The 21646-nt window shown below is 51.5% G+C and carries 20 protein-coding genes; 9 read left to right on the top strand and 11 right to left on the bottom strand.

Annotated features, from left to right (window positions below; genetic code table 11):
- The first annotated feature begins 2 nt into the window (after positions 1 to 2).
- Genes mrdA through IE054_RS03910 form a run of 3 tightly spaced genes read left to right on the top strand, consistent with a single transcriptional unit; the run spans position 3 to position 3912 of the window.
- Positions 3 to 1925 (top strand): penicillin-binding protein 2, encoded by a 1923-nt coding sequence (gene mrdA / locus IE054_RS03920; protein ID WP_189403743.1) that lies wholly within the window; start codon positions 3 to 5, stop codon positions 1923 to 1925.
- A complete protein-coding gene (gene rodA / locus IE054_RS03915; protein ID WP_189403742.1) occupies positions 1922 to 3034 on the top strand; it encodes a rod shape-determining protein RodA in 1113 nt (370 codons plus the stop codon). Before mrdA ends, rodA begins: the two co-directional genes overlap by 4 nt.
- Complete coding sequence (locus IE054_RS03910) at positions 3034 to 3912, top strand: septal ring lytic transglycosylase RlpA family protein (protein WP_189403803.1); 879 nt, start codon at positions 3034 to 3036, stop codon at positions 3910 to 3912. The genes rodA and IE054_RS03910 overlap by 1 nt, the downstream gene beginning before the upstream one ends.
- A gap of 40 nt (positions 3913 to 3952) precedes the next feature.
- On the opposite strand, the gene dps is transcribed toward IE054_RS03910, so the two are convergent.
- A complete protein-coding gene (dps, locus tag IE054_RS03905) occupies positions 3953 to 4462 on the bottom strand; it encodes a DNA starvation/stationary phase protection protein Dps (RefSeq protein WP_189403741.1) in 510 nt (169 codons plus the stop codon).
- Positions 4463 to 4907: 445 nt separating this feature from the next.
- Between dps and IE054_RS03900 the strand changes: the two genes are divergently transcribed.
- The 4 genes from IE054_RS03900 to lipA all read left to right on the top strand — a co-directional run bounded on the left by IE054_RS03900 (position 4908) and on the right by lipA (position 8075).
- Positions 4908 to 6026, top strand: a complete 1119-nt coding sequence (locus IE054_RS03900; protein WP_229804989.1) for a serine hydrolase — start codon at positions 4908 to 4910, stop codon at positions 6024 to 6026.
- Between the two features lie 173 nt (positions 6027 to 6199).
- Positions 6200 to 6463: a DUF493 family protein YbeD gene (gene ybeD, locus IE054_RS03895; RefSeq protein WP_189403739.1), complete on the top strand. Its 264-nt coding sequence runs from the start codon at positions 6200 to 6202 to the stop codon at positions 6461 to 6463.
- Positions 6464 to 7120, top strand: a complete 657-nt coding sequence (gene lipB, locus IE054_RS03890) for a lipoyl(octanoyl) transferase LipB (RefSeq protein WP_189403738.1) — start codon at positions 6464 to 6466, stop codon at positions 7118 to 7120.
- Positions 7113 to 8075 carry a lipoyl synthase gene (gene lipA / locus IE054_RS03885; protein ID WP_189403737.1) on the top strand — a complete coding sequence of 321 codons (963 nt, stop codon included), beginning with the start codon at positions 7113 to 7115 and terminating at the stop codon, positions 8073 to 8075. Before lipB ends, lipA begins: the two co-directional genes overlap by 8 nt.
- Positions 8076 to 8109: 34 nt before the next feature.
- Here the strand turns inward: lipA and IE054_RS03880 are convergent, their stop codons facing one another.
- From IE054_RS03880 to IE054_RS03865, 4 genes are all read right to left on the bottom strand, one after another.
- A complete protein-coding gene (locus IE054_RS03880; RefSeq protein WP_189403736.1) occupies positions 8110 to 9861 on the bottom strand; it encodes a GGDEF domain-containing protein in 1752 nt (583 codons plus the stop codon).
- Between the two features lie 17 nt (positions 9862 to 9878).
- Positions 9879 to 10070, bottom strand: coding sequence for a hypothetical protein (locus IE054_RS03875; RefSeq protein WP_189403735.1), 192 nt, complete (start codon positions 10068 to 10070; stop codon positions 9879 to 9881).
- Between the two features lie 349 nt (positions 10071 to 10419).
- Positions 10420 to 11208 (bottom strand): SAM-dependent methyltransferase, encoded by a 789-nt coding sequence (locus tag IE054_RS03870; RefSeq protein ID WP_189403734.1) that lies wholly within the window; start codon positions 11206 to 11208, stop codon positions 10420 to 10422.
- Positions 11209 to 11297: 89 nt separating this feature from the next.
- The gene (locus IE054_RS03865) at positions 11298 to 12686 is read right to left on the bottom strand and encodes a M24 family metallopeptidase (protein ID WP_229804988.1); all 1389 of its coding nucleotides are present in this window, start codon (positions 12684 to 12686) and stop codon (positions 11298 to 11300) included.
- A 157-nt stretch (positions 12687 to 12843) separates the two neighbouring features.
- Between IE054_RS03865 and ansA the strand changes: the two genes are divergently transcribed.
- Both ansA and IE054_RS03855 read left to right on the top strand, forming a co-directional pair.
- Positions 12844 to 13854, top strand: coding sequence for an asparaginase (ansA, locus tag IE054_RS03860; RefSeq protein WP_189403733.1), 1011 nt, complete (start codon positions 12844 to 12846; stop codon positions 13852 to 13854).
- A 3-nt stretch (positions 13855 to 13857) separates the two neighbouring features.
- Positions 13858 to 14694: a DUF2797 domain-containing protein gene (locus tag IE054_RS03855; protein WP_189403732.1), complete on the top strand. Its 837-nt coding sequence runs from the start codon at positions 13858 to 13860 to the stop codon at positions 14692 to 14694.
- Positions 14695 to 14742: 48 nt separating this feature from the next.
- Here IE054_RS03855 and IE054_RS03850 read toward each other — a convergent pair whose 3' ends face one another.
- The 6 genes from IE054_RS03850 to IE054_RS03825 form a co-directional block, all read right to left on the bottom strand.
- Positions 14743 to 14961: a hypothetical protein gene (locus IE054_RS03850; RefSeq protein ID WP_189403731.1), complete on the bottom strand. Its 219-nt coding sequence runs from the start codon at positions 14959 to 14961 to the stop codon at positions 14743 to 14745.
- A complete protein-coding gene (locus IE054_RS03845) occupies positions 14962 to 17778 on the bottom strand; it encodes a DUF349 domain-containing protein (RefSeq protein WP_189403730.1) in 2817 nt (938 codons plus the stop codon).
- A complete protein-coding gene (locus tag IE054_RS03840) occupies positions 17768 to 18061 on the bottom strand; it encodes a YeaC family protein (protein WP_189403729.1) in 294 nt (97 codons plus the stop codon). The genes IE054_RS03845 and IE054_RS03840 overlap by 11 nt, the downstream gene beginning before the upstream one ends.
- Positions 18058 to 18387 (bottom strand): zinc ribbon domain-containing protein, encoded by a 330-nt coding sequence (locus IE054_RS03835; protein ID WP_189403728.1) that lies wholly within the window; start codon positions 18385 to 18387, stop codon positions 18058 to 18060. The genes IE054_RS03840 and IE054_RS03835 overlap by 4 nt, the downstream gene beginning before the upstream one ends.
- 154 nt (positions 18388 to 18541) lie before the next feature.
- Positions 18542 to 20200 (bottom strand): alanine/glycine:cation symporter family protein, encoded by a 1659-nt coding sequence (locus IE054_RS03830; protein WP_189403727.1) that lies wholly within the window; start codon positions 20198 to 20200, stop codon positions 18542 to 18544.
- Positions 20201 to 20242: 42 nt separating this feature from the next.
- A complete protein-coding gene (locus IE054_RS03825) occupies positions 20243 to 21370 on the bottom strand; it encodes a M14 family metallopeptidase (RefSeq protein WP_189403726.1) in 1128 nt (375 codons plus the stop codon).
- Between the last annotated feature and the right edge of the window lie 276 nt (positions 21371 to 21646).

Below are 21646 nucleotides of genomic sequence, written 5' to 3'. Positions count from 1 at the left end.
TCATGCCATTAAAACGCCAGACTATTCGTGACCATACGGCTGAAGCCAACTTATTTGCCCGGCGTGCGTCCATTGCCTTTCTGGTGGTGGTCGCCATGCTGATAACCGTGTTATCCAACCTGTATGTACTGCAGGTAAAAGAACACAACGACTACCAGACCCGCTCCAACGGTAATCGAATTAAAGTACTGCCCGTCGCCCCTAACCGCGGCCTGATTTATGACCGCAATGGCGTACTGCTGGCTGAGAACCGTCCGGTATTCAGCCTCGAAGTGATCCCCGAACAGATTGATGATCTGGACGCCACCATGACCCAGCTGACGGCGCTGATGGGGATAACCAAAGAAGAAAAAGAGGCGTTTTACGCCACCCTGAAAGGCCAGCGACGGTTCAAGCCTGTCGCGCTGCGAACTAACCTTAGTGAGCAGGAGGTGGCGCAGTTCTCCGTCCATAAACATAAATACCCGGGCGTGTCGATTGAGGCCCGGCTGGCACGTCATTATCCCTATGGCGATACGTTCACGCATGTCATCGGATATGTCGCCAAAATCAATAAAAAAGATCTGCAAAAGCTCGTTGAAGCCGGTCAGGAAGACAATTATGCCGCGACCCATGATATCGGTAAGCTGGGCATTGAGAAGTACCACGAAGAATTACTGCATGGCGAGGTTGGCTACCAACAGGTAGAGGTCAACAGTCAGGGCAGAATTATCCGGGTACTGAATGTGGATCCGCCCGTGCCGGGCAAAGATATTGTGCTGAATATCGATCTGGAGCTGCAAATGGAGGCGCAGCGTGCGCTGGATGGCCAGCGCGGTTCGATTGTGGTTACCGAACCTGCCACCGGCGGTGTCCTGGCAATGTTCTCAAGCCCCAGCTATGACCCAAACCTGTTTGTACACGGGATTAGCAGTAAAAATTATTCGAGACTGCTTAATTCGCCTGATCGGCCACTTATTAATCGCTCTACTCAGGGCCAGTATTCCCCCGCCTCTACCATCAAACCACACCTGGCGCTGGTAGGCCTGGATAAAGGAACCATTGATAAAGACACCACAATTCGTGATACCGGCCGCTACCGGCTACCGAATGTGTCGCACGTGTGGCGAGACTGGAAACGCTGGGGACATGGTAAGGTGGATGTGTCCAAGGCCATTGAAGTGTCCTGTGATACATTTTATTACGACCTGGCCTACGAGCTTGGCATCGACAATATCAGCGACTCCATGAAGTCATTTGGGTTTGGCAGCTACACAGGGATTGATTTGTTTGAAGAATCGAATGCCAATATGCCCAGCCGGGGCTGGAAAAGGGCGCGCTTTAACCAGCCCTGGTACGTGGGTGACACCATCCCGGTTGGGATTGGCCAGAGCTTCTGGACCGCCACGCCTATTCAGCTTACCAACTCGGTGAATGCGCTCATAAATCGCGGCCAACGCTATGTTCCGCAGCTGCTGCGGGGGTTTCGTAATGAAAATGGCACGGTTGATCTGGAGGCCCTTAAATCACTTGAGCCGGTAAAGATTGGCAATGATTCGCACTGGGACCTGGTCATGAACGCCATGAAACTGGTGGTTTCCGGTGAAGAAGGAACCGCGCGGCACGCCTTCAGTGATACACCATACCAGTCGGCCGGGAAAACCGGCACGGCGCAGCTGTTTTCTATCGCACAGGGCGAAAAATACAAAGAAGAGGAAGTCGATGAACGGCTTCGCGACAATGCACTGTATGTCGGATTTGCCCCGTATGAAGACCCGGAATTATCGTTAACCGTGGTCATTGAAAACGCCGGTGGTGGTAGTAGCAATGCGGCCCCGGTTGCGCGACGAATGATGGATTTCTATTTCCGGGATCGCGTATTTGAAACCCAGCCCGAAGAATCAGACTCCACACCGTCAGAAACCACAAGCGATATCTCCATATGACCATCACCCTGAACCCGAACAAGCAGACATTTCTGCAACGCCTGCACATTGACGGCTGGCTACTGGCCGGTCTGATAGCACTGATGGGCGTCGGACTGGTAACCCTGTATTCTGCCTCTGGTCAGGATGTAGGACAAATGGAACGTCAGGCAGCACGTTTAGTCGTGGGTCTGGTGGTAATGGCGGTGATGGCACAAATTCCGCCGATGGCATACCGGCGCCTGTCCACGTACGCCTATATCATCGGCCTGCTGATGCTCATTGCCGTGTTACTTTTTGGTGATATCGGCAAAGGCGCTCAGCGCTGGCTGGATCTCAAAGTACTGCGCTTTCAGCCCTCTGAGCTAATGAAGCTTGCCGTGCCTATGATGATTGCCTGGTATATCAGTAAATTTACCATGCCCACAAAGTTGCTCAATGTGGTGGTGTCTTTTGTTCTGGTAGCCGTTCCTACCGTATTGATTGCCCGTCAGCCAGACTTAGGCACGTCGCTGCTGGTCGCCAGTTCAGGTATTTTTGCTATATTTCTGGCTGGCATGAGCTGGAAACTGATTGGCTTTGTGGCCCTGATTGGCGGTGCTTTCGCGCCAATTATGTGGTTTTTCCTGATGCAGGAGTATCAGAAACAACGCGTGATCACATTTCTTAACCCTGAGTCCGACCCGCTCGGCGCGGGCTATCACATTATTCAGTCTAAAATTGCCATTGGCTCTGGCGGGCTTGAGGGCAAAGGCTGGTTACAGGGCACTCAGTCTCAGCTTGAGTTTCTGCCGGAACGTCATACCGACTTTATTTTTGCCGTATTCAGCGAGGAGTTCGGTCTGATTGGCGTATTTATTCTGCTTATGATTTACCTGGCCATTATTTTACGGGGACTGATTATTGCGAACCGCGCGCAGGATGCATACAGCAAATTACTGGCTGGCAGTATTACCCTGACCTTCTTTGTTTACGTATTTGTTAATATGGGTATGGTCTCCGGCTTGTTGCCAGTGGTGGGCGTGCCCCTGCCACTGGTAAGTTATGGTGGCACATCAATGGTGACATTGATGGCCGGGTTTGGCATGCTTATGGCGATAAGTACACAAAAACGTCTGTTGTCACGATGATGCGCACTGTATTTCTGCTAACACTGTTGGTTTTGCTCACTGCCTGCCAGTCATCAGGCAGCGGGCGCTATTCGCAAAAGCATGACTCCCCGCCACGGTTTATCAATGGCGATGTTAAAACCATCAATGCGGTACCCAAGTATGAGCCATACCGGGAATATAATGCCCGCCCCTATACAGTATTGGGCAAGCGCTACTATCCGCTGAAAACCGGCAAGGGCTACCAGGCCGAGGGAGTGGCGTCCTGGTACGGTCAGAAATTTCACGGCCACCTGACCTCAAACGGCGAAACCTACAATATGTTCGCCATGTCAGCGGCGCACAAAACGCTGCCCCTGCCATCGTATGTGCGTGTAACCAACCTGGATAATGGCAAACAGGCTATTGTGCGGGTTAACGATCGTGGTCCCTTTCACGACAACCGAATCATTGACCTGTCATATGCAGCGGCCACCAAGCTTGATTATCACAACAGTGGCGTGGCACGGGTGAAACTGGAAGTGATTCACGTGGATGAGAATAACCAGGTAACCGTAGGAAATACGCCAACGGTAAGCTGGGAAGAATACGCCGGCATTGTTCCGGCCACCTCAGCAGAAGAAGACAATACAGAAGCCAGGCCGGTAAGCCGCCAGACGACTGAAAGCACTGCCTCCGGTGATTTATTTATTCAGGTTGCAGCCATCAGTGATGCGGCCCGTGCCGCCTCGATTTCTGATGTGTTATCGGCACTTTATCAGGTACCTGCGGCTGCCCCGCTTATTGATAATATTTATAAGCTTCGACTGGGACCGCTTAACAGCGAACACCAGGCGCAGGCGTTGTTAGATGAACTGAAACGCAACGGCTACCCTGGTGCTTATAAGCTGGCCTTATAAGGCTGGCTACCGGCGCAGGAAGCGCCGGTATCGCGTAGATTTACCCTTTTAATTCGCCGCTGGCTGATTCAATATGCGCCCGCACAAACCATTGAAATTGCTCCAGGTCTGCAAGCTGGCCCGTTACCATATCTTCTGATACCGGATCAATTTCGCCCAGCTTTTCAAGCGCACTGCGGTGATCACCGTTAACCCCGGTATATACCTTATCCAGAGCGACCAGGTGATCGGTCACCAGCCCCTTGCCAATGGCATAATCGTCCCAGCTGCGTCCTTCCACGATAGCTTTGGGCGTGCCTTTAGGAACGCCGCCCAGTGTGGCAATACGCTCCGCAATGGTATCGGTCATTTCCCGTACGGCATCCACCTGAGGATCCAGCATTTCGTGAACACCAATGAAATTAGGCCCAACCACATTCCAGTGAATATGTTTAAGGGTAAGCTGTAAATCCAGCAACGCGACCAGCCGCTGCTCCAGCAACGCAATGGTCTGCTTTGCCGATTCGTTGTTCATGCCCGGGGCAGTAAACTCAATATTGTCGTTACTCATACTTCCTCCTGTTGGGTATCGCAACCTGGTAGACATGCCAGGCAAATCAGATAACGCGGCAACGTCGTTGGCAACCGCGTTCTGTCTTTGTTCAGTGCTTTCTACTGCTTAAACCTATAAATAGTTTGGTTAACTCTGGTTAATCTGCGCGACCAGATTGACGGTACAGCAACTGCTGGCCACAGTTTTTTTAACAATCATGGCCAAATTATGGCGCTGATGGGGCAAGGTAAGGGTTTAATCGACAAGGGCTGGTGTTCTGCCGTTAAAAGAGTAAACTTTTCACGCAATACCTAGTCGTACTAGGGGTCTTGCGATAGAATTTGTCGCTCTTATTTTCGGGACAAAACGGTACTAAAGAAAAAGAACCATGCATAAATATAATCACTGCGCTAACTCGTCACGTACAGCTCGTTTGCTTGCGTGTTTTGTCATGAGCCTGCTTATGATGACCACTACGGCTATGGCAGCCGTTGTCACTCCCCCTGCACCAGCAGTCGATGGCAAAGGCTTCGTACTGATGGATTATGAAACAGGCCAGCTTATTGCAGAGCAAAATGCCGATATGCAACTGGCCCCCGCCAGCCTGACCAAAATCATGACGGTGTACGTGATTGGAAAAGAAATTCAGGCAGGTAACATCAGTATTGATGACGAGGTCACTATTTCAGAGAACGCCTGGGCTAAGAACTTCCCTGAATCTTCTAAAATGTTTATTGAAGTGGGTACCAAGCTCAAGGTGAGTGAATTATTACGCGGAATTATCGTTCAGTCCGGAAACGATGCCTGTGTGGCAATGGCCGAACATGTCGCCGGTTCTGAAGATGCCTTTGCCAGCATGATGAATGCGCACGCGGCGTCCTTAGGTATGACCGCCAGCAACTTCGTAAACAGTCACGGTCTGCATGATCCCGATCACTACACGTCACCCCGTGACATGGCGATTTTGTCCAAAGCCCTGATCCGTGAAACACCGAAAATGTACGATATTTACAGTGAAAAAGAGTATACGTACAACGGTATTAAGCAGTACAACAGAAACAGCCTGCTGTGGGACAAGAGTCTGAACGTCGATGGCATTAAAACCGGGCATACCTCAGATGCTGGTTACAGTCTGATCACGTCGGCAGAACAAGGCGGCATGCGCCTTATCTCTGTGGTAATGGGAACAGACTCTGAACGTGCCAGAAAAGTAGAGAATAAAAAGCTGCTAAAGTACGGTTTCCGCTTCTACGAAACGGTAACACCGTACAAGGCAGGTGAGAGTTTTGTCGCCCACCGCATTTACATGGGGGATCGCGAAACTGTCGACCTTGGAATTAATCAGTCTACCCCCATAACTATTCCCCGTGGTCAGGCTGCCAATCTGGAAGCCAACTTTGAGCTGGATAACAAGCTGGAAGCACCGCTGGCGAAAGGTCAGGTGGTCGGTACGCTGTATATTCAGCTGGAAGGTGAAGATATTGCCTCTTACCCGCTGGTCACGCTGCAGGAAGTTAAGGAAGGCGGTATGTTTGACCGACTGAAAGACTACATTATGTTGCAGTTGGGCTGGGAGGGCTAATAACCGCAACCAATAAGGAAGGTGTGGCAATACCGCGCACCAGTGCAGACAGGTAAAGCCCGGTTCTGTGGTGTGACAGTTCACGCAGCTACACCTAACTTCGCTATAGGACGGCCAGATTTGTTATCCTCTGGCCGTTTTTGTATGTACCCGATTTATTAAGAGGATATCGCATGGATACCCGGTTCGACGAACTACTCGACTTCCCCACCTCACAAACCTTTAAAGTCATGGGAGTAGCCCATGAAGAACTGCCTGGTCAGGTGGTCGAGTGTTTGCAGCAGCATGCACCTGGTGACTATTCGCCAACGGTAAAGCCAAGCAGCAAAGGTAATTACCATTCAGTTTCGGTGAGTGTCCGTGTTACCAGTAAAGAGCATATGGAACTGATATATACCGAGCTGTCTAAGCTGGAACTGGTGCGGGTAGTCTTATAAGTGAGCAGTGATAACCAGCAAGTGATTGTCAGACAACTGGGGCGTCAGTCTTATGAGCATGTCTGGCATGCCATGCAGCACTACACTGACACCCGTGGTGAACAGGATCAGGATGAGATTTGGCTGGTCGAACATGACGCTGTCTTCACGCAGGGCCAGGCCGGTAAAGCTGAACACATCCTGATGCCCGGAGACATCCCGGTGGTACAGGTGGACCGTGGAGGTCAGGTTACCTATCACGGCCCTGGCCAGCAGGTGATTTACCTGCTGATTGATATACGCCGCCGCAAACTGGGAGTCAGGCACCTGGTGAATGCCATGGAAAACGCCGTGATCGCACTACTGGCCGCAGACGATATTACCGCGTACGCGAAACAGGATGCGCCCGGTGTGTATGTTGATGAGAAGAAGGTCTGCTCACTGGGGCTTCGCATTCGCCGGGGTTGTTCATTTCATGGACTGGCGTTAAATGTTAATATGGATCTTGCGCCGTTTTCGCGTATTAACCCCTGTGGCTATGCCGGTATGGAAATGATTGATACCGCCCGTCTGCAGGGTCCGGACTCGCTAAGCATAGCAGGCCCGGCACTGGCGCAACTTTTATTGGATGAGCTTACAATCCAACACACACAGTATAAAGAAGGTTTTGATGAGTAACGCACGACCTAAAGCCGGAGTTAAACTCCGCGATGATCAAAAAGTGAAACACATTCCGGTCACCATTGTTCCCTCAGAAAAAGAGGAAATGCTGCGCAAACCGGACTGGATCAAGATCAAACTGCCGCGTACCACTGACCGCATCGATCATATTAAGAGCACACTGCGGAAAAATAATCTGCATTCGGTGTGCGAGGAAGCCAGTTGTCCGAACCTGGCCGAGTGCTTCAATCATGGTACTGCGACCTTTATGATCCTGGGTGATATTTGTACCCGCCGCTGTCCGTTTTGCGATGTTGCGCATGGTAAGCCGTTGCCACCGAGCGCTGAAGAGCCTGAGAAACTGGCAAAAACGATTGCAGAAATGAAGCTCAATTACGTGGTCATTACATCGGTTGACCGTGACGACTTGCGCGATGGCGGTGCCCAGCACTTTGTAGACTGCATTAATGCCATTCGTGAGCACAGCCCGGACACCACCATCGAGGTGCTGGTACCGGATTTCCGTGGCCGTATGGACCGCGCACTGGAAATATTTAAAAACGGCGTACCGGATGTGTTTAACCACAACCTTGAAACCATTCCGCGCTTATACCGTGAATGCCGTCCTGGTGCCAATTACCAGTGGTCACTGGATCTGCTGCGCAAGTTTAAAGAACAGCATCCTGAAATTAAAACCAAGTCAGGCCTGATGATGGGCATGGGTGAAGACAGCGAAGAAATTAAAGGTGTGCTGCGGGATTTACGCGAGCACCACGTAGATATGCTCACCCTTGGCCAGTATCTGCAGCCGAGCCGCCATCATTTTCCGGTGAAGAGCTACGTACATCCGGATGAGTTTGATGCGCTGGGTGTGTATGCAAAAGAAATTGGTTTTACGCATGCAGCCTGTGGCCCCATGGTGCGTTCCAGCTACCACGCCGATCAGCAAGCTGCTGGGGCAGAAGTGAAATAACGCCCCACCTGCTTAGTGACGCCTTGTCTCTGTGTCAGGGCGTCGCGCCCTGCCCTTCAATATTGATGTCGTATTCATACACCCGGTTGCGACCGTATTGCTTGGACTGGTATAGCGCCAGATCGGAAGCAGACGACAGATTTTCGAACCGGTAACCCACCTGAGTAGTGTCACTCACCCCAAAGCTGGCTGTCAGTGGGAATCGATAACCACTATGCGCAGTGTCAATGCCTTCAATGGCCGAGCGACACTGCTCTGCAAGTGCCAGTCCGGACCGCAAATCGGTATCATAGACAAAAATCGCGAATTCTTCGCCACCCATGCGCCCCAGTGTACACTGCTCGTCACACACCACCTTGAGCGTGCGCACCACTTCGGTCAGGACCCAGTCACCGGCCTGATGCCCGTAGCTGTCGTTCACCCGTTTAAAATGGTCCAGATCAAGCAGTAATAAACAGCAGGTAAGGTCTTTGTTTTGTGCTTTGACCAGACGCTGCTTCACACTCTGCAGAAAATAGCCCCGGTTAAAAATGCCAGTCAGCGAGTCAATACGCGCCATTTCACTCAGCTTTTTCTGTAATTTTCGGCTGCGCCAGATCCACGCCAGTAAGCCAAGCATCACGACACCGACAAAACAGAGCGCAATCAATGTTGTTTGTACCCGGGCTTTTGAGAGCGCAGAACGGGTTTCCAGCAATTTATTGCGTTTATCCAGCAAATCAATCTGGCTTTGTTTCAGCGCCAGCTCAAAGTTTGCCTGTTGGAAGGCCGCCTGCTTGACCACACTGAGTTCGCGAAATTCGGCGCGCAGACTCTCCAGCGTTTCCATATACGCAACCGCCTGTTCGAAATTAGCCTGTTGTTTGGCAATATCGATGAGAATTTCGAGTGCCTGGATTTTGGTGGGTAAGTACTGTCCCTCAACATCCATGCTGAGCACATCCTGCGCCGTCTCATACGCCTGAACCAACTGACCCTGTTGCTTATACAGCTCACTGACATACGCTAAAAAACCGGTTTTCATAAACACGAAATCCAGCGTTTCGACTTTTTTTTCAAGCGGCCCCATTATCACTTTCGCCTGTTGCAGGTTACCGGTTTCGACCAGGTAATAAAACAGGTTCATCTCACTGTAAAGCGCATGATAGCTATTATTGGCCCGTTCACACTCAAGCTTAGTATTAAGGATATCGTTAAGTGATAACTGCTTAAGATCCTGCTCTAACAACAGGTCAATTTTCTGAACGCCCAGCAGACATTTCGCGCCAGGCACGTTTTCTGCGATGGGTTCAAATCGTTGAATAAGGTTTTTCGCAATTTGTGGTTGTTCGGCCTTGATATAGAACGTAATCATGCCGTTGATAGTACTGGCCTGGACGGCCTCGGAAAGCGAGTCAGACAACAATGTCTGCACCTTGTTGGCCATCGTAAAGCCTTCTGCCCACTTGCCTAAATAAGACGCCAGTGAAAGCTGAGAGGTCAGCACCCGTATTTTTACTTCTGCAGATTCAACGGTGTGAACTAATTCTCCATAACGCTCATAAATCCCAAGCAAATCATTGCCATCAAATGTCCTTAGCCAGTTTTTCAGATACCAGTATAACTCCTTCTCTTTTCGGCTTAGGTTACTGATATCAATGGAGTCTATTAACTCTTGTGCCTGGCGGTGATTATCCAGACGGTTTGCTTCAGCCCGTTGTAACTTCTCCTGGTCTGATAGTGCATGAGCCGGCGTGGCAACATGCCACACCATAGCAAACAATAAGGTTACAACTACTTTCCTCATGCTGATTGCGTCAGGGATTATCTGTCAGGATTTTTGTCAGGATCAGGAGAATCGTCAGGTTCGTCTGGATCTGAAATATTCATTGATGCGTTGATAAAAAGTGCACTGTCTTTGAGACGCTGAATTTCTTCCCGTTGCTGTACACTCAATGTTTCAGGTGACATGCCCGGGTTTTGACCCAGTTGTTCCAGGGTTTTTATTATGCTCATAGTTACTCTCTCTTAACATGAAAGCGCTGATAGCTTTTGTGTCGACACAGATCAACAACCACGCCACAAAACGCTATAGTAGTCTAATTCCTTTTAAATATCATTACAGAATATGCATCTGCATGCATGAGAAAGCCATGTATCGGCACCAATTACTAATCCCAGACGAACTTTTTTTTGACATACCCGCCGATACCCCGGCAGCTTACTCCATCGCTACCACAACAGCCAGATATCAGCATCTGTGCCGGGGACGATGAATAACCTCATGCTGCTATGCAGCCAAGGTGCTGAAAAAACAAAAACGGGGAATTCGAATTCCCTGCCTGCCAAACATTATAGTGCCCGGCTATGATGGTAAAGATAAGGCGCGAATGGCACCCACTATCCCTTCATCTTTCACCATTTTTTCGCATGGAGGAATAACCAGTGTAGTCACTGGTGTCAGGTCAGCAGTCGGCAGTTCATCAAGGGCTATCCACTCTTCACGCACAGCGTCGGTGATTAGCGTAGGGCTCTCATACAATGCGACTTTATGCGTACCCGGATAGGATTTTTTCAGCATATCCACCAGAAACTGCCGTTCTTCCGGGCTGCTGAGACGCTTAGCGATCGTGATATCACCAGCCAGCGCAATCTGCCATAAAATCAGGTAAGCCGAGGGATCGTACCGGCGGTTGTAAAATAAAAACTGACTGGCTTCATAGTGCTGACACCCATAATCGCCCGGATCAATGCCCATGTCCGCATACAGACAATCTTCGGCTGATATGCCCGGCTCCATCACGGCACGAAAGCCTTCCTTTCGCGCCTGGGCAATACTTTTGTGCGGCACTTTGGCGAAGACCCCAGGGTGACCGTAAAACACACCAACAACACGTTTACCTTGTCGCACTTCGTCGAGGATCGCGTCAATCATTTCCTGGTAGGTAATGCGCCTGTCCTTACCTTCACCATAAAAATGCTGGAGGCTTCGCACATCCGTATTCATTGTTTCTATCCACTGCAGCATAATCGGATGAGAATTAACAAACACGACATCTGCCTGTTCAATATGCTTCTGGCAACGAATGGAAATATGCGCACCAACGATAACCCCCGGTCCGACACAGACCAGTGTTCCCTGTTTTTCAGTCATAGATACCTTTTTAAATTTTTATGTTACGCCGACATTAAACGATAACCCACTAAGGAAGATACGAACTGCTCGTCACTGAAAGCCAGTTGTTATTTTACGTCGCCAATCAGGTGCAGTGCCGTTTGCCTGCCATCCATATACTCAATGCTGTCGCCATCAAAAAAGGCCTGTTCCTCCAGCATAATGCGCACCGCGCCGCCCCACTCAGGGATCTCAACCGCGGCATTTAACTCGATGGAATAAGCGGTATTCGGGTGCAGCGGATACTCGCCGTGAACCGGCACACCATCCTGGGCATCCCACATACCTATAGTCGTACCTGCTGCATGACCGTGAAAGCCAATAGGATGCGTATAAATCATGGGCGTAATGCCCTCATTGCTGGCCTGTTCACGGGCGAGTGCCAGGATCTGATTGCCCTCTCTTCCCACTTTATAGTGACTCAGCAAGATATCCTGCAGGCGATTACCCACAGTCAACGCCTCGCGCAGCACGCCTGGAGCCTGTGATTCACCTTTTTTCAGTATGTAGGCGTGCTGCTGCTGATCAGAATTCAGGTTCAGATAGGTCATGCCAAAATCTACATGCAGCAGATCGCCGCGCTCTACAACGCCGCTGCGACGCGCGCCACTGAAATCGTTCCCGGTGGTCGCGCTGGGACGCTGAAACGACACGGTAGGATGAAACCAGTTTGGTAGCGCCAGCGCCGCGCTTTGTTCACGCAGCCACCACTCAACATCAGCGGTGGTGGTTTTACCGGGCGTTACTACCGCACGGGAAAACGCGTGAGCGATAAGGGCATGACCAACCTCTGTCAGTGTCTGGTAGTGCGTCATTTCTGTTTCGGTACGGGTTTCAAGCCAGCCGATCGCGGTCTTCTCGGCGCTCACCAGACGCGCCTGATAACGCTCGGGTAAGGCGTCATTCAGTAACTGCCATTCGGTCGCAGACAGTCCGTCCGCGTGACCATGATGGGTCGACATGTTGACCCCGATACGCGCCGGATCACGCTGGCTTATCAGGTGGGCCAGCGCCGCATATTGATCGGCGAAACGCTGTTCATCCCAGGCACGTTCAAATAGCGACCCAATATCATATTTTGCAACGGCAAGGCGTTCCAGATCCTGCCCTGAGCCCGGATCATAAAACACCAGCATGGTACGCCGGCGCGCCGACAGCCAGGTGGCGGGCAGCATGGTTTTCATCACCGGATCTTCGTTATATTCGCGCGCAATAATGACCCACATATCCAGATTATTGCGTCGCATGATATCGGGTAAGACCGTTTCAAAACGATCGCGGGTGATGGCGTCGCGAACGTTACTGCGTTCACTCAGCGGCAGTAATTTGTCATCAAGACTATTCAGAAAGGCGCGCGTTGCGCTCTTATGTGGTTGTGCTGGCGTTGACGGCTGCCCGTGCAGCGCCATGGCGGGACCGGCTATCAGGCAGAACAATAAAATCAGGGGTGTGCGCAAGGTAAGGCTCCTTCTGTGTCGCAGGGCGTTTCCGTTTTACTGCTATTGTTGGCTGGTTTTGCAGCGAAATACAAGCCTTCTCTCGCACAGAGATGACAATCGGCTGCGCCCTGCTACAATACCGCGCATCTTCCCCCAAACGTTTAACAGGCAGAGTATGCGAAAACGTATTTATGTTGCCTATACTGGCGGTACTATTGGTATGCGGCCTTCTTCACAGGGCTATGTCCCGGCGCCCGGTTTTTTGTCTGACACGCTCAAAAAAATGCCCGAGTTTCATCGTCCTGAAATGCCGGAGTTTACGCTGCACGAGTACGACAACCTGATCGATTCCTCTGACATGGATCCTACCGACTGGCAGCGCATTGCCGATGATATAGCCGGTAATTATAACGATTACGATGGCTTTATTATTTTGCACGGCACCGACACCATGTCCTACACGGCGTCGGCTCTGAGCTTTATGCTGGAAGATCTGGGCAAGCCCGTGATTGTCACCGGCTCACAGATCCCGCTGGCAGAGCTGCGCTCCGACGGGCAAGTGAACCTGCTTAACGCCTTATACATCGCTGCCAACTTTCCAATTGCGGAAGTCAGTCTGTTTTTCAACAACCGCCTGCTACGCGGCAACCGCAGCCGTAAGGTTGATGCCGACGGCTTTAATGCCTTTGAGTCGCCAAATTTTGCGCCGTTGCTGGAAGCAGGCATTAATATTCGTCTGAAAGCCGGTGAACTCGCCACAGATACCGATACGCCGCTGACGGTGTCACCGGTCACTGCGCAGCCAATCGGCATGGTAAGTCTATACCCGGGAATTTCCGCAGAGGTAATTAAAAATACTCTGCAGCAGCCGGTAAATGCACTCATTTTGCTGAGTTATGGGGTGGGTAATGCACCGCAAAATCCGGCATTAATTGCCCAACTTAACTACGCCAGAGACCGGGAAATACCGGTGGTAAACTGCACGCAGTGTCTGCGTGGCCGCGTGAATATGGGGGGCTATGCGACGGGCCACGGTCTGCGCGAGGCGGGCGTGATCTCAGGCAGCGACATGACGCCAGAGGCGGCACTGGCGAAACTGCACTACCTGCTGAGTAAGTCGATGCCCTATGACGCATTACAAACACAACTGGCGGCCAATATCCGCGGCGAATTAACACAGGACTAAGTGATGACGATGTATTCCGGCGGCCTGCGCAAAATGCAGGTCGCAACCAATAAAGAAAACCAGGTACAGTACACGCTGCCCGTCGGTGACGAGCGCGTGGATATGAACGCACTTATTGGTCAGTCACTGACCCTTACCTTTAACGGTGAAATTCATTGCGTGCACTGTCACTCTAAAACCAAAAAAAGCTTTAATCAGGGCTATTGTTACCGGTGCCTGATCACGCTGGCGCAATGTGACAGTTGTATCATCAAGCCGGAACAATGCCACTATCACGAAGGCACCTGCAGAGAGCCGCAATGGGGTGAAGAGCACTGCCTGACAGACCATTTTGTGTATCTGGCCAATACCGGCACGGTTAAAGTTGGGATTACCCGCCATGTGACTGAGGGGGTGTCATCCCGCTGGATGGATCAGGGTGCCACACAGGCTATGGTGATGCTGCGGGTACCAGACAGACTGACCAGTGGTAAAGTCGAGACACTGTGCAAGGCGCATATTGCCGATAAAACCAACTGGCGCACCATGCTTAAAGGTCAGCCTGATGAGGTCAACCTCAGCCAGGTACGTGATGAGTTACTTGAAGCCATTGCCGCGCCGCTGGATGAATTGCGTCATGAAAAAGGCTTGCAGGCTGTCAGTCCGGTAACAGATGAAATCCATGCCATTGATTATCCGGTTGAACGCTACCCGGAAAAAATCAAATCCATTAATCTGGACAAAACCCCGTCTTTTAGCGGTACATTGCAGGGAATTAAGGGGCAATACTGGCTGCTGGATGAGGACAGAGTGATTAATATTCGCAAATATGCCGGCTATCAGGTCACGCTGAACACCTGAGACGGATCAGGGAAGCGGCGGCAATCGTCACGCTTCCCTCTGGCGTTGTCAGCGTGCCTCTTCGCCACCCAGCTCTCTTGCCAAATCATCAAGCTCCGACAATGTGGGATCAAAACCATCAGTAACTGGCCGGTACGCAATACTGACATGATGATCGTTGCGTCCCAGTCTGACCCGCAATGCCTCAGCATCAAAATGCCGCACCGTATTGAGAAATTTATAGGCAATCGCTTCACTCGGGAAGCCGTATTCAATATCGGTGTGCACTTATTGCTGCTCCTGTTTTTGTTGCTGCGCCTGGATAACCTCACTTACGCGCGCGGCCAGAGGCTGTTCGTCCTCCCTGACAGGCCCGGCCCGCAACCAGTGCTCGACAAGCGCGTCGGTATTCCACTTTTCACCCTGCTCCATTTTGGCACTGAGCAACGCCAGCTGCACTGCCTGACGTTCTTCAGACACGCTGGCCGGCGATGGCATTGCACAATGAAGTTCCAGAGCGGTGGTCAGCCAGGCACGCGTATAGGCCGAGGTCTCCTGACTTTCACAGGCCTGCTGCCACTGTCTGCCCAGATCTGCAAACTCAGACGCAGCTATCGCGTCCTTTGCTGTGCCATCGCGCCAGTTGCGCAGCAGCGCCTGTAATGCTGCATACTTAGCTTGTTGCTCACGCTGGTGCTGCTGCGTTCGCTGACGGGTAAGCAACGTATCCAGTTCTTTCATCTTATTGAGCACTTTACGCTTCAGCGACCCATTTAATCCGTTCAGTGCCCGCTCGATGTCTCTGATGGCACTGCGCATTTCATTGTCAGGCAGCGTTTCCCGCTGACTGTGCAGTTCAGAGAGCTTATCAAGCAACGTATTGGCCTGCTGCGACTGCGCCTCATCCTGCGACTTACGCTGAGCCTTTAGTTTCGCAAACAATGCATCGTTGGCCGCTTTAAACTGTTGCCATAACGCCGACTCAGTGCGCCGCCCGGTATGGCCAATGGTTTTCCAGTGCTGCTGTAACTGCTGCGCGTCTCTGGCCGCCGCGGCAACGTCATCGGACTGACTTAAGGCTTCAGCCTGCTTAATCAGCGCCTGTTTGGCTTCCCGGTTTTGCTGCTGCCATGCATCAATGCGCTGCTGATGTGGCGCAATGGCACTGTCCCACTGCTGTTTTAACTTGCGGTAGCGCTTCACGTCTACCTGCCCGGCATGGTGCCATTTGTCGCGAAGCCGGTCCAGCGTCCTGACCAGCGTGGCCGGCTCCTCTTCACTATTAAGCTGACGCACATTTTCTATCAATGCCTGCCTGACACCAAAGGCTTGCTCACGACGTGCATCTTCCTTTGCGTAGTATTCCCGACAGGGTGCGAATGCCGCCTCCAGATACCCATCGAACTGTGCATTCTGCTCATCATCATGGGCGTCGCCGGTACTACCCAGCGACTTCCACTGCTGACGCAGATACCGAATCGCGTCAGAGCGCGCCTGAATATCATCCGGCGTGCTGGCAGCCAGTTCACGGGCTTGTTCAAGCAGTGCGGGTTTACGCGGCGTAGCAAGGTAACTTTGCCAGCCCTCGAGGCGCTCTATATCGGCCTGCGTGTTGTCAAAGCGCTTCCTGAGCGCCTGCTGTGCATCCGCGGGCAACTGCTGGTACGTCATACGAAGCTTGTCAAAAGCACGCATGGCGGGACGAAACCGGCCTTTCTCAATCTGGCTGTCGATAATATTCAATTGCTTACGACACGCCTTTATTTGTTGCTCTGCCGCGTCATCCTGCGCGCTGACTGTCGTCTTCCAGGCTGACCAGATTTGTTTCCAGCGCGCCTGCCACGGTGCAGGCAGATGCCTGAGAGCCTGAGACGTTTCACGCCAGTTTACAGCGAACTGCTCTGCCTGGTGACGCTGTTCGTGGGTAACCGGTGAGTCTTGCTGTACGCGCTGCAAGAAAGCGTCGGCGTCTTCGAGTAATGCCAGCACCCGTTGACCGGCTTGTTGCTGCGCGGCAAAACTTCCCACATCGTCGCTTAGCCGCTCCCACTGCCGCGTCAGTTGTGGCAGATGGGTGTGCTGATCATCAAGACCGGATAGCGTCGACAGCGCTTGCTTAAAAGCAGCCAGACTATCTGTCACCTGACCAACCTCTTCGGCGGTGGCGGTTAACAGCTTTTCATCATAAAGCGCTGACACTTCACGTTGCAAAGCGTCAGCCTGCGATTTAGCGTGCTGCAGGGTCTGCTCTATCTCGCGCGCTTTTTGCTGCGCCTGCCACTGTGGCTTTAAACGCGCGCAGTGACGACTGATTTGCTCGCTTATTACTGCGTGTTTGTCTCGCAGCGTGGATGCGTCTTCTGCTGTCAGACAGTCACTGTCGGCCATCAGCGTCTGATACTCCGCCTCAAGCGACTCTGCTCTTTGTGCTGCATCCGCGTAATCATTTTTATCCAGCAATGCCTGATATTTTGACAGACACAGGGTTACCGCCTTTTTCAGTGCAACCGGCTTTTCTGCCTGTGCGACCAGCGCGTCTATGCGTCCTGCAATTTTTTCGCTCAGCGCTGAGTCTGTGACCTTGCGCTGCAGGCGGCCAAGAAAGTCGGTGTCAGCACTTTGGCTGATTATCGCATCCTGAACTGAGGCATTGGGCGTAAAATGGAACACCTGCTGTGTAAATCTCGACTCCCCGACCCGCGTAAGCAGCGTAACAACGAAACTGGCATCGTTATGCAATGACGGATCGGCCAGGAGCAGCTCGCGGATAAGCGCGGAGCTTGCTGACTCTGTAAGAAATGCGCGACGCTCGTTATCAGAGATCGCCACGTCAATCTGACCTTTGAGGATCCCCTCCACCTGTTTTTCTGCTTCACGCCTGACCCGTTCGGTGTGTGCGATAGCCGCCATTTTTTGCCACAGCGCGAAGCTGTTCAGGCGGTGCAGCGCCGCAAGCGTAACGTCAGGACTGGCATCATTGAACGCCAGTTCATGCAGAATAGTTTTTTCCTGCGGCTTATCCGGCGCCAGCGAGTCAATGGCTTTTATCCGGGTTTGCGGGTTGTCACTGCGGTACGCGGGGGTAAAGAAACGATTAAATATCATCCTGATTGAACCGTGCAATGGTGTTGTCGTCTTCCACATCCTGCTTGAGGTCGCGTAAAAAATCCCGTTTCGTTTTATGCACAATTTCACCGTTCGCATTGACCGTCATGTGGTCAGTACTCCTGGCAACTTTTGCCTGATACAGCATCACCGCCTGCATACAACTCTCTCGCTGCGCAGCATCGAGTGCTGTGCCATCGGGCCACTTGCCGGTTTCTACGGCCTGACGCAAACGTTCAAAAACATCCGGCGTCATGGCCTGTAAAAGTGCATCTACGTTCATTTGGAAAACCGTTTAACCATAACAATTCGCACGCGGTTAATAATGTACCATACAAAACCAACCACACTGCAGAGAATAGACAGATTGTACTGCAGATCACTGCCCTGAGCGCCGCCCCAGTACATCATGCCAAAACCAGCTACGAACATCAGCACGGCGATCAGAGACTGATTCTGGATGCTCTGCAGTTTCTGAAACTTTTTAAGCTGTCGTTTACGTTCGATATCTTCATCTGTGGCATCACTAACACCAAACCCACAGTGCGGGCAGGATGCAGCTTTGTCTGATGTTTTCTTGTTGCAGGAAGGACAGTCTATCAGTGCCATGTAATGCTCCTGTTTGCTTCATTCGTTAGTCAGGGCAGCGATGGTCTAACAAGAATTCCCGCCGGCGGTGTTCCGGCGGGAATGAAAAAACCGTTTCTGCACAAGCTTTCACGCTACCACGCCTGTGCAGGGCGGTTAGTGTACCATTTCATGATTATTTGTGTACTCGGCTCCAGTAATCATTGATGGTTTGCTTCATTTCTTTGGCCAGTAACATTATCCCAAACAGGTTAGGCAGTGTCATGACCACAATGGCAACCGCAGACAACGCCCATACCAGGGTTGTATCTGAGACTGCTGCCCATACGAAGCCGGCTACGTAGATAACCCGGTACGGCATCACCGAACGCGGCCCGAACAGGTAGGTCATCGACCGGTCACCATAGTAAGACCAGGCAATGGCCGTAGAGAAAGCAAACAGCATCAGACCCACTGACACAATGTACTGACCAAAATCACCAAAGAAGCCACGGGTGAAGGCGATGGTCGTCAGCGCTGCTGAATGCACCAGCGACTTGCCGCGCACCTCCAGATTGTCTTTAACCGGTTTACCCTCGTCAATTTCAAGTGTACCGGTAAAGGCATCATCGCCGCCCACGTAGTACTTAACGTTTTCTGCCACCGAACGGGCATTGATCAGGGTGTAGCCATCACTTACAGCGGTGCCGTTTACCACCGTAATCGTACCGGTGTAGGGCTTCACTGAATTGCCGTCAATCTCATTTAAGTATTCGTAAAGGCTGTTAACATCGGCATCGTTGCTATCGGTGTAGTCCCCTGCCACGTAATACATGTCAGAGCGGTCAAAGATATTTTCATGCTTCTCTTTCCATACCCCTGAAGACAGGATCACCAGACCCGTAATGGTACATATCAAAATGGTATCGATGAAGGGTTCAAGCAGTGACACCATGCCCTCCGAGGCAGGCTCTTTAGTCTTTGCAGCAGCGTGCGCAATGGGCGCAGAACCCTGACCGGCTTCGTTTGAGAAGAGACCACGGTTCACACCTTTATTAAACGCATAGGCCAGCGATGCGCCCAAAAAGCCACCTGCGGCAGCTGATCCGGTGAAGGCATCTTTAATGATGGAGGTGAACGAGGGGCCGATATTTTCAAGGTTAGCGAAAATAACTGCCAGCGCACCAATTAGATATATAACGGCCATAAACGGCACGACTCTGGCGGTGACCGCTGCGATACGCTGTATGCCACCCAGAATCACCAGCGCCAGCAGTACGCCCAGCACGCTGCCAACAATCCAGGGCTCAAAACCGAATGTGGCTTCGATACTTTGCGCAATACCATTACTTTGTGGCAGGTTACCGGTACCAAATGAGGAAATCACGGTTGCAACGGCAAACGCCACCGCCAGCCATTTCATGTTCAGACGGCGATCCATGTAGTACATAGGGCCACCGGCCATCGTGCCATCTTCGGTTTTTACGCGGTATTTATGCGACAGGGTGACTTCCACAAACTTGGTTGTCATGCCCATGAAGGCCGTTGCCCACATCCAGAATATGGCTGCCGGCCCGCCTAAATACAACGCAAATGCGACGCCGGAGATATTGCCCGTACCTACCGTACCGGAGAGTGCCGTGGTCAGTGCCCGAAAGTGTGTAGTGTCACCGGGGTCCGACTCTTTGTCGAACTTCCCTGTAATCACCAGCCAGGCATGTTTAAAGTATCGGATCTGAGGAAAACCCAGATAGATTGTAAAAAACAGCCCTACTCCCAACAGCACGTACGGAAACCAGAACGCACCGCCCAGAAAGCCGTCGATCGTCGTCAGAAAATTATATAACCATTCCACGCTGAGTTCCTTTTTATATTGTTATTGTTGTAAATGTTTATTTTATCTAAGCTTGTTGACAACGGCACGTGTCGCCACCAGCAAATCTTCACCTAGCTGACGGCAGCGCTGCACAGACCAGCCATACACTTCATCAGGAAGGTCAGCATTGTCTTTAAACGGCATTTCAACCGTGTACGCCAGGCACTTGAATTTTTCTGCAACAGAGCAGGAGGCAACCGTCAGATTCGCTTCGCCTGGTTTGTCTTTTTCGTAACCGTGGATGTCCTGAAACTCTGGGGTGGCGGTAAGCAGCGCCTGCTTGAACGTCTCCTCCAGATCCTTCAGCTTATCGTTGTAAGACGGAATCCCTTCACTGCCCGCGACAAAATTGTATGGCAGGGCTTCATCACCGTGCAGATCCAGGTACATATCGACACCAATTTCCTGCATGGCCTGTGTGACATATAACACTTCAGGGCTTTTTTCAGCGGTTGGCTCTGCCCATTCCCGGTTGAGGTTACTGCCTACAGCATTAGTGCGCAAATGACCGCGTGCAGAGCCATCGGGGTTCATGTTCGGAATAATATAAAAAACGGCGTCTTTGAGTAATTGACGGCTCAGACCATCCTCTTCATCCAGTAACCGGTATAACAGTCCTTCTGCACACCACTCGGCCATTGATTCACCCGGATGCTGGCGGGCTGTGACCCAAATTTTTTTCTTATTCGGCGCTTCATCACCTATCACCAGCATCGACATGTCACGCCCATCAAGGGTCAGACCAAGAAAACGGTGCTCACAGTCAAGGTACATCTGCGCATCATGAATCAGGTCAAGGTGGCGCTCATAGCTGTAAGGAATAAAGTAGGCGAAAAACACACTAGGCTGTTCCAGTGTAAGCGAGAATGTCAGGTTATCGCCGTCAAACTGAGTGGGAACCCGAAACCAGGTATCACGATCATAAGAGGCCAGTACCTGGTATTCTTTCCAGCCATCCGGGTATGCTGACCGTGCCAGGTCGGTAATCGTCATGGTGTGCTTTGCATACACATCGCCTACCAGACGAAAATGAAACCACTGGTAGAATTCTGACTGATTATCTTTATTAATTTTAAGCTGAATATTGTCGGCAGACTCGGCATTAACTACTTCAATGTTGCCGCTATCGAACTGACTGGATATATGCATTTTCTGTCGTGTTCCTTTGTAATTGTCGTGTCAGGGAAGGTACGCCCGGTCGCTCCGCTCATACTGGTCTTATGCCAGTTGTATGGCGGGCTGATGACCAGCCAGAACAACCTCTTCGTGTTTTCTGGCGGTAGCGGATCAGCGTTAGCTGACCTGAGATTGCATTAATCTAGCATAGTCGGCTGTATCAGTGCTATGCGATTCAGGCCAAAGACCACGCTGAACTGCAATCGCAAGTGTACGCTGACACGCACACAAACCGCCACTTATATACTG

The sequence above is a fragment of the Alteromonas halophila genome (assembly GCF_014651815.1).
Taxonomy (GTDB): Bacteria; Pseudomonadota; Gammaproteobacteria; order Enterobacterales; family Alteromonadaceae; genus Alteromonas; species Alteromonas halophila.
Note: the sequence above shows the minus strand (reverse complement) of the source record. Positions and strands in the feature narration are given on the sequence as shown.

What these genes read in the sequence shown, in the direction of transcription:
- IE054_RS03835 (WP_189403728.1), bottom strand. Translation starts at nt 18,387, where the DNA reads ATGGCACTGATAGACTGTCCTTCCTGCAACAAGAAAACATCAGACAAA.
- IE054_RS03845 (WP_189403730.1), bottom strand. Translation starts at nt 17,778, where the DNA reads ATGATATTTAATCGTTTCTTTACCCCCGCGTACCGCAGTGACAACCCG.
- rodA (WP_189403742.1), top strand. Translation starts at nt 1,922, where the DNA reads ATGACCATCACCCTGAACCCGAACAAGCAGACATTTCTGCAACGCCTG.
- IE054_RS03910 (WP_189403803.1), top strand. Translation starts at nt 3,034, where the DNA reads ATGCGCACTGTATTTCTGCTAACACTGTTGGTTTTGCTCACTGCCTGC.
- lipA (WP_189403737.1), top strand. Translation starts at nt 7,113, where the DNA reads ATGAGTAACGCACGACCTAAAGCCGGAGTTAAACTCCGCGATGATCAA.
- IE054_RS03880 (WP_189403736.1), bottom strand. Translation starts at nt 9,861, where the DNA reads ATGAGGAAAGTAGTTGTAACCTTATTGTTTGCTATGGTGTGGCATGTT.
- IE054_RS03840 (WP_189403729.1), bottom strand. Translation starts at nt 18,061, where the DNA reads ATGAACGTAGATGCACTTTTACAGGCCATGACGCCGGATGTTTTTGAA.
- dps (WP_189403741.1), bottom strand. Translation starts at nt 4,462, where the DNA reads ATGAGTAACGACAATATTGAGTTTACTGCCCCGGGCATGAACAACGAA.
- IE054_RS03875 (WP_189403735.1), bottom strand. Translation starts at nt 10,070, where the DNA reads ATGAGCATAATAAAAACCCTGGAACAACTGGGTCAAAACCCGGGCATG.
- ansA (WP_189403733.1), top strand. Translation starts at nt 12,844, where the DNA reads ATGCGAAAACGTATTTATGTTGCCTATACTGGCGGTACTATTGGTATG.
- IE054_RS03825 (WP_189403726.1), bottom strand. Translation starts at nt 21,370, where the DNA reads ATGCATATATCCAGTCAGTTCGATAGCGGCAACATTGAAGTAGTTAAT.
- ybeD (WP_189403739.1), top strand. Translation starts at nt 6,200, where the DNA reads ATGGATACCCGGTTCGACGAACTACTCGACTTCCCCACCTCACAAACC.
- IE054_RS03870 (WP_189403734.1), bottom strand. Translation starts at nt 11,208, where the DNA reads ATGACTGAAAAACAGGGAACACTGGTCTGTGTCGGACCGGGGGTTATC.
- IE054_RS03855 (WP_189403732.1), top strand. Translation starts at nt 13,858, where the DNA reads ATGACGATGTATTCCGGCGGCCTGCGCAAAATGCAGGTCGCAACCAAT.
- mrdA (WP_189403743.1), top strand. Translation starts at nt 3, where the DNA reads ATGCCATTAAAACGCCAGACTATTCGTGACCATACGGCTGAAGCCAAC.
- IE054_RS03900 (WP_229804989.1), top strand. Translation starts at nt 4,908, where the DNA reads ATGATGACCACTACGGCTATGGCAGCCGTTGTCACTCCCCCTGCACCA.